Origin of the sequence: Psychrobacter okhotskensis (genome assembly GCF_965638355.1) — a bacterium.
Classification (GTDB): domain Bacteria; phylum Pseudomonadota; class Gammaproteobacteria; order Pseudomonadales; family Moraxellaceae; genus Psychrobacter; species Psychrobacter okhotskensis.
The window spans coordinates 1,706,807-1,719,946 of sequence record NZ_OZ281822.1; the positions used below are offsets into that span (position 1 = coordinate 1,706,807).

The following is a 13,140-nucleotide window of genomic DNA, read 5'->3' on the forward strand; positions in this document are numbered from 1 at the left end:
TAAAAGGTATAACAATGTTCATGCAGTCAATCATTACTCAAAATCTGTCAATCTGGTCTGCCAAACAACGTATCTAGTGCTTTAATAAAATCGATGGGTATATCCCAAGTGACTAATCCATAGGAGCTGTTAATCTTTAATTCGCTACCGTCCGACTTATTAGCATTTTGTGACTCATTCGAGGCGGCTTTAACGTTCGGATCATATACGCCGCGTAAAAAGACATATTCAACAGCACCCAAGTATTTATCTTCATTGCCTGCATAATTACTGATTCGCATAGCTAGGAATCGATGCAAAGCCACTTGGTAAATCGCTGCTTGTAACCAATATCCCGCCTTGGACATTGCTTGCTTGAGCGTGTTTTCATCATAATCACTTAGGCTATTTCCTAAAAAATTACTCTTGTAATCGACGACGTAATACATGCCAGCATGCTCATACACCAAGTCAATTTCACCGCGTAGATAACGATACAAATACGCTTTGTTTTGCGCAACCAGCGTGACATGTTTGTCGGTCTCATCAGGCAAATACTGCTGAAAGAGTCTAGTAATATCTTGTGCCTTAAAGTTCTCTGATAGCCCCATATTAAACTCTAATTCAGCAAATCGTTGACCTGCATCAATAGAGCGCAAAGGTTGCTTGGAGGCCAATAATGGCGCATCTAAGACCTCTTCAATCCAGTCCATCAACGCCTCATGTTTGCTAGCGTCTACTGAGTTAAGATTAAATGAATCAGTATTAACGTCATTACCTTGCTCTTGCGTCTTTGCTTGCAATCGACGGCTTTGGGTTTCAGCACTGCTATACACCAGCGGCAGCTGATAACTACTGATGGCTCTATCGATAACTTGAGACCACTGCGCTTTATTGTTGAAATCAATTTTTTCAAATATCTCATGCAAAAATGTACCGGCATTAGCGCCTTTGACAAAAGTAAAACGGATATCATCTTCTGACTTGAGATTTAGCTCACCGGCTTGTTCAAGAGAGTCGTTATTATGCAGTGATGGTACAGCCGAAATTGAAGCTTCTGGCATATCGATGTCTATCGCATCATCAATACGCTCATCCATCACCGCCATTGTCTGTGTTGATTCATCTAGCTGACGCGCCAAAGCGGTAAAGCTGGTCTTGGCCCACCCATAAAAATAGTTGGTTTTCATAACTTCTGAAAAATCATCATACTTAATAGGCTCTGTTTTAGGTCTAATCAAATTAGGCGATTCATTTTCCGTTAATGCGCCTGCTTTAGCGGTAGCACGGTTATTGTTATAGAACTCATTAACTTCATGCCCTCTGAGCATACCTATGATACCTTTGAGTCTATCAGGCAATTCAAACTTTGGCTCTTCGGAGTCAAACCAATAAAACACTGGCTTTAACTCAAACCCTGTTTTATTACTAGGATCTCGTAGCACGACATAAAGCTGCTCACTGGCCCGAGTAAATGCCACATAGCCAAGCCGCCGTATCTCATCAAAACCTTCTTGCGTCTCGATATTGGTATAGTAATCCTCGACAGTGGCAGAGCCTTGCAATGGTGAGAAACGGCGCTGATTTCCCATTGCTTGATTATCTATCGACTGCTGCACTAACGCTGAAGGCGCTTGTTGCGCGTTATACAGATACAGCCCATAGTCTTCCTTATTGCCTGACTTCCTACTGGCATCGCCCATACCTAGCACATAGACAATGGGGAACTCGAGCCCTTTTGACTTATGAATGGTCATCAGCTGCACGCCAGATTCTGTCGGTAGCGGATATTGCTTGGCCCAATCACTACTGGGCGCTGCATCTATGTGTTGTCTAAACCATGCCAATAGCTCATGCTCACCCATGCCAATACCATACTGCGCCATAATATCCATCACATGACGCAAATCCATGATATGACGATCGCCTTCTGGATGAGCAGCCAACGCTTGCCAAACGCCTTGCGGCTGCATTGGATTCTTATCTAACAAGTAATGTAGTGCCGATAATATGCCAAAGTGCTGCCAACGCTGAGCGCCTTCCTTTAGATAAGTAATAAAGTCTTGATAGCTTTTTTTATTATCAGTAGCTGCTGTATTTTTAGAATTAAAGCTATTTGAATCGGAGCTTAGCGCGGTATTGCTGCCCTCGACTATTCCTGACTCATGATCCGTCATCATGGCTTTGATAGTTTTAATACTCAGACCATACAGATGACTGGTCAACACCCGATTAATCATGTCATGACGATAGGGATATAACATGGCGCTTAGTAGTGCTGCCACATCTTCTGCCATAATCGTCTCAAAGATGCTGACATCACTGGTGGTCAAGGTCGGCACATTGAGCTTTACTAGCTCGTCTTCCACCCGTTTTAAATCTTTTTTGGCACGTGCCAGCACGCCGATATCGCTCGGCTGAATCGGTTTGCCTTTTAATGTCTGACCACTGTTAAGCAAAGTGGCTATATGGCGCGCAGTGATTTCATGCTCATCGTACTCAAGCTCTTTGTCCTTATCATAAGGCAGGTGCAACACACTCACTGGCTGAGCAGAGAGCACCTCTGTGACCAACACGTTGTCCAGCTTATCTGACTCATTAAACCAAGACAGCTGATTGTCCATTTTTTCAGCTTTGATGTGCTGGTAATAAATACCTGTGCCTAATTGAGCTAACGTATTCTCGCCAGTGGTTGCATCAGCCATGCCAAACCAACAGTTTAGTGCGTTAATCACACCCGCATTTGAACGACGGTTGATATCAAGCGTCCATAGGGCACTTTTATCAAACTGAGCTTTCATATAGTTATAGTTGGCCACATCGCCACCACGAAACCCATAAATAGCTTGCTTGGGGTCACCAACCAATAGCAAAAACTCCTGACTGGATTTTTTAGTGCTAGATTGTTTACGTTTGTTCTTTGGCAAATAAATACTTTCAATCATAATGGCTTGCTCGCCATTGATATCTTGCGATTCATCAATCAATGCCACAGGATAGTGGTGACGAATATAACGTGCCAGCTTCTCTCCTTGCCGACCAGTTAATGCTTGGTTTAAGCGTACCATTTGCAGACTAAAGGTGGTCTCGCCGCGCTCTTCTAAAATAACGGGCAATCTGTCACGTACCGCCAGCACGATATGGCGGTTAAGATTGGATAATACCAATAAAATATGCTGATTTAAGCCGTCAACCATATCTAAAAGAGCCATTAATTTACTAATGGTCTCTAGCTCAAATAGGGTCTGATGCTCTTTTTCTTTATTTTTATTAAAATTCTTAATCTTGCCGTCTTCATTAGGATATCTGGAATCCTGCAATGCGGTAAGAATCTTGTTTTCACGTTCATTTAAATAATTGGTAAATGCCAGCTGATGTTCTATTATCTTTTGATGCACCTCAATAAGGGCATCAAATTGGTTGGTTAAGTTAGAACGCCCATTAAACCCTTGAGCTTTTCTATAATCAGGATTTAAATAAGGCTGGATATCTGCTAAATCTAGCTGAGAAAACTCCTTGATTAGCTTTTCATATGCAACAAAGTCAAAGCTTTTCTCATGTCTTATCTCATCAATAGGTGCTGAAATAAAGTTAAGCGAGCGAGTCACATACTTCTTATGATCACTAACGGCAGTCAATTTGCCTTGCTGATCCATCAATGCATACAGCTTTGGCTCCTCGTGATACAACCTGCTTTGGAACTGACGCAGCTCATCATGAATGATACTGTCAGTCACCTGCTCAATACTGCTGTCTTCAATAATACCCATGCCTTGCTGATGACCCGTCTCGCTACTATATTCCGTCAGCCATTTTTGCGCCAAGCTATCGAGCGTACCTACGAATAGCTTATCCAACGTCGTTAGCACCAGCGCGGTACGCCTAATAGCTTCTGTCATTGGATAGCTGTAGACATGATCCAATAAATAACCAATTAAATGCAGGTTAATAGGATCTTTCATGATGCCATCTAAGCGCGCATATTTTGCCTGATTGACTAGCCAATCTTCACGATATTTTTTTGCTTGTTTACGTTTATCAGTGGTAGCTTGCTTATCAGTAGCAAGGTCTTGATTTAGCTGGTCAGTTTTCTCTGCCTCAGCGTTTGAGGCAGCACTTGAGTTATCTGCTTGTCTATCCTTATCACTCTCAGGCATGACTTGTAATATGTTCGGGTATAAACTCTCTTTATTATTAGTATCAGCATTTAGGCTATTGACCCATTGTAATAATTGATAGAAATCTACCAAACGGTCATGAATACGCTGACGCATTTCAGCTGCGGCAGCGCGAGTAAAGGTCGTGGCGATGATTTGCTCTGGCGCACGCCGCGCTTCAATCAGCAGACGCAGCACGATACCAGTTAATGTCCACGTTTTGCCAGTACCAGCTGAGGCTTCAATTAAATGCTTGCCTGTTAGAGCAACATCAACTGCTGGTATTACATCCGCTTTTTGATCAGATATAGGATTGGCGTGAGGCAGCTCATCCGAGTACTCATCGAATAAATGTGGTTGCGTAGACTGTGTAGAAAGGTCACTGATACTGGTTGGGTCGGTAAAGTCTGTCATAAGGGCGGATACTTTTAATTATTATCTATTAGAGCAAGAGAGCAAAAATTAATGATTCTAAATGACTAGAATGAATTGAAGACACGCTCTAATTAGCCGTCTAAGTCAATTAACGCGGTAAACATTGGCTCATACAATGGTCGTGCCAAGGTAGTCAACGCTGCTGATAATGCTTTGAACGCATCTTGATCACGCAGTACGTACTGCCAAATGGCATGCTGAGAGCACGTATCGTATACCGTGTTTGCTTGATAGTTAGGTCTTAGCCAATCTGAGAAGTCGGCACGTTTTGGCCAATAGTTGCCGGCTTCACTTGCTTCAAACTTTAGGTACTTATCAAGGTAATTGAGTGCATATTCTGGCAATAACGTAATGGGTACTTGACCGACTAGCTTGCCAAAAATCGCCCATTTCATCAGCTCTATCACAGCATTTTCATAAACAACGGGACTTAGTTTAAAGGCGATTATTTTGTCATATTTTTTGACTTGCGAGCTAGGCTTATTAAAGCGCCAAATACTCACACCATCATTTAGAGCCACTTGCTCAGCAGTGGTACGTCTGGCCACCTGCCAATACAAGTGCGATAACCAAAATTTGAGTAAATGCCTAGGGCTAGCAGAGTTGGGCAGTATATTTAACCATTGCTTGGGTGATTGCTCAGCATAGGTCTTACCTGCCTGCAGATGTGTGTGGCGGGCATGCGCATCTGGCGGCACTGATGATGGTGGTAATGATACTGATGCTAATATTGGCACCGAGCCTTTTATCTTAATAATCTTCGGCAACAGCTTGAGCAGTGTTTCCATACCCTCTATATCTGTCTGGTTGCTTGATTCGCTATTGGTGCTATTCAACAGTTTTGCCAACTCTATCTGAACAGGGTGTTCGGTGATTGGTGTCAGTAGCTGTAATAATGTAGCGCTATCTGCTCCACCTTCGTTAATAATACTACTCTCATCAAAGCCATCAGCCATTAACTGCTCTTTGAACTCTAGACATTGCTGTTGCAGCTTTTGTTGTTGATTGGGTAGCGTGGTTTGACGAGCCACACCAGCTGGCATGATTTTTTGGTACATTAAGGTTTGATTAGCGCTGTCATCAGTCGTATTGGCAATAGTATTATCGGTCGCTAGCTCTTTAATCAAATGCGCTTTAATTTGATAGGTCGTCAAGCTGTCTAAAAATAGCGGCTCTTGCTGCGACAGCGCTTCTTCACCTTGCACCACATGCACCTTTTGAGTACGCAAAAACGCTTTGGCAGGATGGCGCACTTGGTACGCTAATACTCCTTCAACGTCTATCTCTCCAATATTAAATATGCTATCAGATACCGCTTGGGTAAGCGCTTCCGTCATGCTACCGACATCGCTAGCATCAACAACTGTATCTAGCGCTAGTATTTCAGCCAATGCAGACAAGGTTTGATTGTCTACTCGACCTAACTGACCCAAGCCTTGACCAAGTATCTTAGCGATTGACTCATATTGTGATTTTGTGGGTAAGCTCACCAGTTGCGCATGCTCACTAGATACTCGCCCTTTTAAAGTATGAAACACTGACTGCCAAAGCGGCGCAGGCGGAAACTGCTTTTTTTGCGCCAATTTGGTTTTGCGCATGGCTTTATTTAAGAGAACATTTAATTCATCCATCATATCGACAGGGCTGGAATCCTGAGCATTGACGCTTGCATTGCCATTAATATCAACGTCAATATCAATAGACGCTTGCTCAAAAATATCATTGCCTTCAATTTCTGTTTCAAACAGACTCTCATGAAAAGGCAGAGCAGGATGCTCAGTCACCAACCACTGCTTAATCAATTTAGGCAAATAGCGCTTGAGACTCTCGGTGGTGGGATCAATATTCTCTGGTAATATTGCTAAGTCTTCAAGCGAGTTCACCTGCCACTGTACTTCACCTTGCAAGAACTGTAGCAATTCGCTCACTGGGTTGGCTGGCAGGTGTTCATGAGTGTCTGTCAGACTCTGACCGTTGTAGAACATCCAACAAGCACTACGCGCGCACAGCAGCGCATCTAGAAATGCGCCATTGTCATCATCTTCACTAACTCTGTCACCACGACGTGAATTGGTCGCTTTCATCAAATCATAGCGGTTATCACGATCACGCGCAGGAAACTCAGAGAGATCCATATTGAGCATCACCACCAACTCAAAAGGCACGTTTCTTAGCGCACCAAACCGACCAAAGGTAATCACCCCAGTCGGCTCCGCACTGACCTGCTGGCTTTCAAGCTCGTTTTCAATACTGTCTAGCATAAAGCTCAGCTTTAGTGGCAACTGCTCCACACCTGCCAGCTTTTGCTCTACTTCTCTATTGTCGCTATCGCTACTGGCGTACTGTCTATAGTGACGATTGGCTCGCAAGCTAGATTTAAAGCCGTTCATTGCGTTGTAGATGGCACGCATGGTACGCGTTTGATCCACATCACCAAAGTAGCGATGTATCACTTGTCTCTCAATCTGATCGAGCCAATCTTCCGCTTTCATTTTTTGTGTATGGTCATTGCGTCGTGCGACCAAGCCAGTATAAATGCGGCAAAGCGCTTCAACGATCAACGCATCATTTAGGCTCACTTGCGGCAATGGCAAGGTCATTTCTGGTAATGCAGTACTTGGCCATTCATCTTCATTTAAAGGGTATAAACAATCGCTCAACTCAGCCTCTGGCATCACTAAGCCTAATGTTAATCTGTCTAACGCTTGCGCAAAGCTAAAGCGGTAGTCGTAATCATTGCTATCCAAAGTTTGCTTAAGATGCCGCTCATCAAACCCGCGGATAAAGCCTGCCTCTACCAGCAAATCACAGCCACGGCTCATTTGTTCATGAGTCAGCCCAAAACTTTCAAACAAAGGTGGCAGCATCAACCAATCTAAGACTTCAGCCGCTTCAAAACGGGCACTATGGCTGCCTAATAATTTATAAAAACCAATAATCGCGTCCCATAGCTGCCGAATATCGGCATCGACAACCCCAGTTACCTTGGCGGGCAAGGTCAAACCATCTTGACCTCTGCCATTGACAAAGATAGAGCCAATCAGCGCATGATGACGCTCAACATCGGGTAGTAACACCACAATGTCAGAGATATGGCGTTTTTTCTCACCCGCTTTGACAGGTTCATTTAACCAGCGCCCAATCATGATACGCAACACTTCAAGCTGGCGCTGCAAACTATGGCACGAATGAACGCTTAGGCTATTATCTTGCGAAGAGATTGCCCAAAAACGATTCTTCTCAAAACGCTTATTCTCCAAAGCCTCATCGTCATACCAAGCCGTCTCTTGTTTATCTCCATCAAGGCTCGACGCTATTTGCTGACTCACTGCTTGCGAGACTGTAGCGGCCGTTGCTTGTTGGGTCGATTGCTCATCAAGCATTAAAACGTCATTTTGCAAACGTCTTAATAAGCTTGGACTATTTTGCGTAGCTTGAGAACTGTTAGCCTCCTCATAGGCTCTGTCATCAACACTAGTCCCAAACTCATCATTCCAATCATTATCTAAACCATCATCGCTAATATCGCCAACATCGAAGCTATCTTGCCACTCTACTATTTCTTCTTGGTACTGCTCATTGCCCGACAAATTAGCAAGCATGGCAAAGGTATCGCGCGACTGCTTGCCCAAACGCGACAGTAAACTGTGACCATAATCCCGTAAAAACACACTTTCAGGGTTGATAATTTGTTGACGCTGTAACCAAGATTTATCAACGATATCGGCCCAAAACAGCTTTGATGGGTTGTAATGCAATAGCGTGATATTCATGTACTTCGATAAACGCTGCAAAAAATCTAGCTCGGTCTGTGGCAGTTGCTGAATGGTAAAAATGCGCAGTACTTTGGGCAACTGAGCGCGCTCATCCGCGGTGTTAGCTGCTAAAGCCGACCAGAAGACATCCTCAAGTGCCACACGGTGTAGATGAACATCAGCAAATAAATGCGACCATAAGAAGCGCTGAGCAGCTTCCAACTCAACATAATGCTCAACCAACCATTCAGGCGTGCCACGCGCATATTTATCAAAGCGTAGTGACAATGCATCTTTATCCGCTATTAATTCATCCACATTCAGAGGTTTGTTATACGACCATAGCGCCAACCAATCCTCACGATGGGTTAAGTAGCGGTTAAACACTCTTGCCAAATCACTTGCCAGCTGCCAGATACGGGCGTCTTGTTGCGCCTTGTCTTTTGTCATGTTCTGTTTTAAATTGTCTTGTCCTAAATTACCTTGTTGAGCACCTTCATGCGGCTCATCAATCAAAGACGCTAATAATGGGTTAACCGGATGCTTTTCATCGGCAACAATCACCTCTTGGTAATAGGTTAAATACCCAAACAAGCGCCATTGCATCACTGTGGGCGACAGCACCGCCACTTCTGGTACATTCAAGGTTGCCGCTTCAGGATTTTGAGCCAATAAATACGTATTATGACGGGTTAACACATCCTGCATGAGGGTCCACTGATACTGACCCCAAAACTTAGTACGCACCAACGTGCTAATTCCAGCACGGCTAGCAATGGTTTTGTCCAACCAATCGCCCAATACCATTGAAGGTACAATGACAATAAAAGGCTCAAAAACAGGCTGATCCTTAGACTGATATTGCACAAGCAGTTGATTGACAAGGTTTTCGGTACGGTGTGACTGAATTATTTTAAACATAGAAGGGCAATCTGATTGAAGTGATAAAAGAATAAGGGGGTTAATAGATAACACAGGGTTAAAATAGCGCACCAACGTTAATGATAAAAGCTTTGAGTACAATAACAATGCCACAAACGATACTCATCAATCCATGTTTGGCAGTCGTTACTGAGTAATATTTCTGCTAGCATAATCATAGTAAATCAATTGAAAGTAGTTATAATTAATAGCTGATATAACCACCAATCGCATCACCCGATTAGTGTGCCATTGTTCCCAGTGGTTTACCAGTTTATAAACCAAGGATGACATAGCCTGCGACAACGGATGTCGCTGATTTTTTAAATGAGCTTCTTAACGACGAGACAACTTAATCTTATGCCCCTGCGCCCTATCGATGCCCTCTTTATCCACCTTGAACGACGTGTCTATGTAGTCTACTATCGAGGGGAATTATGGCAATTGCCTCGTATGAAAATTGATGAGCTATCGTGGCAGCGTAGGCAACCTTATCAAGGTTCCCCCGATGCCTTGTATCTAAGTCGTCATCAAGCTATCCAAGATCTAGTGTTGGCACAAAAGCTGCGAACACTAAACTTGCCTATGGCAGTACGCGGCATTACACTACCACGCTTCGAAGCATGGTGGGAGAGCCACGGTTTTGACTGGTTAAAAGACCAATTAACAATAGGTGAATCCCCATTAGCCGCGCATACTACGACAAGCACGACTACAAATAGCGAAACCAGATCTATTGCGCCGCAAGACAGTACATCAACCTCAGCCAATAATGATAATAGCGCTGAGCAGAACAGCAGTACGCAAACTCAAGAATCTAAAAAAGTAAGTAAGCAAAACGATAGCATTCAAGCAACAGAAAAAACGGATGTTTTCGCTGAAATGCTAGCGGATTTGGTCGAGGAAGTATTGTATAAATAGCTTAGTTTTTAGCAGCAATGTTAGCCGAAAAGTTATGTGCTATAGGTCATTTAAGCCTAAATCAAATATACCAAAATAAGAACGATAATCTATGAAAGACTATAAGCTGCTATTGGCTGGCCTGCTTTTGCTACTGCTGATGATACTCATCGCCGTTTTTACTTGGTTGTGGAGTAGCAACCGTAAAAACATGGATCCACTGCCTATTTTGGCAAGCGAGAGTGAGACGATAGCAGAAGCCACTGATGAGGATGCCGATACTAGCGCTGATCGTACCTTGTATTTGCAAATACAAGACAGTCTACAAATACCATTAGACCATGTAATCACAAGTTTCGAATCCCGCTATCCTCATGTGCAAGTTTTCACAAATTATGTCAATTCTACAGCACTATTAACTTTGCCAAATAACAATCATAATGGCAATGAGAGTGCGCCTGTTGTCACTCATGCCGACATAATTATTGCTGATAATATCTTACCAAGCGAGCGCCTACTACCCTTACAAACCAAGCTTAAAGATGCTCAAGACAAGCGCAATCAGAGCAATATTGATACTGATAATGCCAATCAAGATAGTGATGCTAGCCTGAATGTAAGTGATCTGTTTAGCGAAGCAGACATTGCTACAAATACATCAGACAATGCCGAAGCGCGTCGTCTGAGTTCTTTTAGCTATGCCTTGAAAGATGAGCATGCGCTTGATGGTGTTATCCTGACGCATAATACTGTGGCGATTAATTTTCGTAACTTTTTGCTCTCAAGTACGGGGCAAGACATATTAAAAAAATATGATTATTACAATATCGAAGGTTATAAAAACAGTGTTGACGATTTATTTAGGCCTACCTCACAAGCCAAAAAACCATTAGGCGACAATGGAGAAGATGTCGCTGATGCACTTAGTAATGGCGAGTAAGGATAAAGTGCTTCTATTTATCTTTTGTTGATTGCTTTTATGCCTACTTTTTTCTACAATGTCCCTCCATAATGCGCCTATAGCTCAACAGGATAGAGCAGTTGCCTCCTAAGCGATCGATCCGAGTTCGAGTCTTGGTGGGCGCACCAACAAACATTCTTATAAGCAATCATAGAACTCCATAGCCTATACGCTCTGGGGTTTTTAATGTCTTAATATATCACAACATAACATTGCATAACTTACGATGCATTTTCATACAGCATACCTTCAAAGCAAAAAAAAGCCTTTCAAGCTTTATATTTTATAGCTTGAAAGGCTTTACCGATCACATGTCTTTATCTAAGTAAGCGTTTTAATATTGGGGTTTGCTTACAATTTACAGCCGCTCTTACTCTATGTTCAACATCGATTTTGCCACAGCTTCAGCCACTTTAATACCATCAATCCCTGCTGATAATATGCCACCTGCGTAGCCAGCGCCTTCGCCTGCAGGGAATAATCCTTTGGTATTAATGCTTTGGAATTCTTTATTGCGTTTAATGCTGATTGGTGACGATGTTCTGGTTTCTACGCCAGTGAGTAAACCGTCGTCAGATGAAAATCCTTTAATTTTTTTATTAAATGCTGGAATGGCTTCACGTATGGCATCCACCGCAAAGTCAGGTAACGCTTTGCTTAAGTCAGTTAAGGTAATACCCGGTGTGTAAGAGGGTTTTACATCGCCTAATTCTGAGTCTGGCTTTCCTTTTAAGAAATCACCAATGGTTTGCGCTGGTGCACTGTAGTCTTTGCCGCCCAATTCAAACGCTAAGGTTTCTAGTTGTCTTTGTAAATCGATACCAGCAAGAGGGTGATTTGGGTAATCTCGCTCTGGGTCAATGCCGACAACAATAGCACTGTTGGCGTTACGCTCGTTTCTTGAATATTGGCTCATGCCGTTAGTGACAACACGGCCTTCTTCTGATGCGGCGGCAACAACGGTTCCGCCTGGACACATACAGAAGCTATAAACAGAACGACCATTTTTACAATGATGAACCAGTTTGTAATCCGCAGCGCCGAGTATTTCGTTTCCAGCATTGTCACCAAAGCGTGCTTTGTCTATGGTTGACTGCTTATGTTCTATTCTAAAGCCAATTGAGAAAGGTTTTGCTTCAACATACACGCCTTTATCATGGATCATTTCAAAAGTATCTCGGGCGCTATGACCAACAGCAAGAATGACATGGTTGGTTTTTAAGATCTCGCCACTATTAAGTGTCACGCCTGTTACTTTTGAATCAGTGATATGCAAGTCGTCTACGCGAGTAGCAAAACGGACTTCACCACCGAGCGCTATGATCTCGGCACGCATTTTTTCTACCATAGTGACTAACTTATAAGTACCTATGTGCGGTTTACTAACAAATAAAATCTCATCTGGTGCGCCCGCTTTTACGAATTCTGTCATGACTTTACGGCCATAATGATTGGGATCTTTCACTTGGCTATATAATTTACCGTCAGAAAAAGTACCGGCTCCCCCTTCACCGAACTGTACGTTTGATTCTGTGTTTAATTTACGCTGACGCCAGAAGCCAAAGGTGTCTTTGGTCCGTTGTCTGACTTCATTACCACGTTCAATGATAATTGGTTTAAAACCCATTTGGGCAAGGGTAAGCCCTGCTAATAACCCACAAGGACCAAAACCAATCACAACAGGACGCTCAGTTAAATTTTCTGGCGCTCGACCAACATAGCTATAACTTGTATCTGGTGTTGCTTTAACATGGTTGTCTGACTCAAATTGAACCAGTAAATCATTGGTCAAATCCGAGTCGGTCAGGGTGATGTCTAGCGTATAAATTAATTGGATATTTCTCTTATTACGAGCATCATAACCACGTTTAAACATAACAACTGCGTCTATTTGCTCAGCAGAAATTTTAAGTTTTTTCGTTATTGCTGTTGTTAACTCTTCAGGTGCATGATTTAACGGCAATTTAATTTCAGTTAAACGTATCATTGGTTACTCACAAACTAGTGTAAAAAACATTCGCGCATTTTACTG

The 13,140-nt window shown here is 42.9% G+C and carries 5 protein-coding genes and 1 tRNA gene; 3 read left to right on the forward strand and 3 right to left on the reverse strand.

The window, feature by feature from the left end:
* Nucleotides 1-47 precede the first annotated feature (47 nt).
* Together ACSUPM_RS07210 and ACSUPM_RS07215 are read right to left on the reverse strand one after the other, a co-directional pair.
* Nucleotides 48-4,550: a UvrD-helicase domain-containing protein gene (locus ACSUPM_RS07210; protein WP_436879801.1), complete on the reverse strand. Its 4,503-nt coding sequence runs from the start codon at nucleotides 4,548-4,550 to the stop codon at nucleotides 48-50.
* A 92-nt stretch (nucleotides 4,551-4,642) separates the two neighbouring features.
* Entirely contained in the window at nucleotides 4,643-9,247 is a 4,605-nt protein-coding gene (locus ACSUPM_RS07215; protein ID WP_436879802.1) for an exodeoxyribonuclease V subunit gamma, read from the reverse strand.
* Nucleotides 9,248-9,607: 360 nt separating this feature from the next.
* On the opposite strand from ACSUPM_RS07215, the gene ACSUPM_RS07220 reads away from it, so the two are divergent.
* The 3 genes from ACSUPM_RS07220 to ACSUPM_RS07230 all read left to right on the forward strand — a co-directional run bounded on the left by ACSUPM_RS07220 (nucleotide 9,608) and on the right by ACSUPM_RS07230 (nucleotide 11,236).
* A complete protein-coding gene (locus ACSUPM_RS07220) occupies nucleotides 9,608-10,168 on the forward strand; it encodes a hypothetical protein (protein ID WP_201578027.1) in 561 nt (186 codons plus the stop codon).
* A 91-nt stretch (nucleotides 10,169-10,259) separates the two neighbouring features.
* Nucleotides 10,260-11,087 carry a hypothetical protein gene (locus ACSUPM_RS07225; protein ID WP_025652685.1) on the forward strand — a complete coding sequence of 276 codons (828 nt, stop codon included), beginning with the start codon at nucleotides 10,260-10,262 and terminating at the stop codon, nucleotides 11,085-11,087.
* A gap of 73 nt (nucleotides 11,088-11,160) precedes the next feature.
* Nucleotides 11,161-11,236: transfer RNA gene (locus ACSUPM_RS07230), tRNA-Arg, on the forward strand.
* 242 nt (nucleotides 11,237-11,478) lie between these two features.
* On the opposite strand, the gene ACSUPM_RS07235 is transcribed toward ACSUPM_RS07230, so the two are convergent.
* A complete protein-coding gene (locus ACSUPM_RS07235; RefSeq protein WP_436879803.1) occupies nucleotides 11,479-13,095 on the reverse strand; it encodes an NAD(P)/FAD-dependent oxidoreductase in 1,617 nt (538 codons plus the stop codon).
* Nucleotides 13,096-13,140: the final 45 nt, after the last annotated feature.

Excerpts from the sequence above, each read along its gene's own strand:
- ACSUPM_RS07210 (WP_436879801.1), bottom strand. The coding sequence starts at position 4,550 with ATGACAGACTTTACCGACCCAACCAGTATCAGTGACCTTTCTACACAG.
- ACSUPM_RS07215 (WP_436879802.1), bottom strand. The coding sequence starts at position 9,247 with ATGTTTAAAATAATTCAGTCACACCGTACCGAAAACCTTGTCAATCAA.
- ACSUPM_RS07220 (WP_201578027.1), top strand. The coding sequence starts at position 9,608 with ATGCCCCTGCGCCCTATCGATGCCCTCTTTATCCACCTTGAACGACGT.
- ACSUPM_RS07225 (WP_025652685.1), top strand. The coding sequence starts at position 10,260 with ATGAAAGACTATAAGCTGCTATTGGCTGGCCTGCTTTTGCTACTGCTG.
- ACSUPM_RS07235 (WP_436879803.1), bottom strand. The coding sequence starts at position 13,095 with ATGATACGTTTAACTGAAATTAAATTGCCGTTAAATCATGCACCTGAA.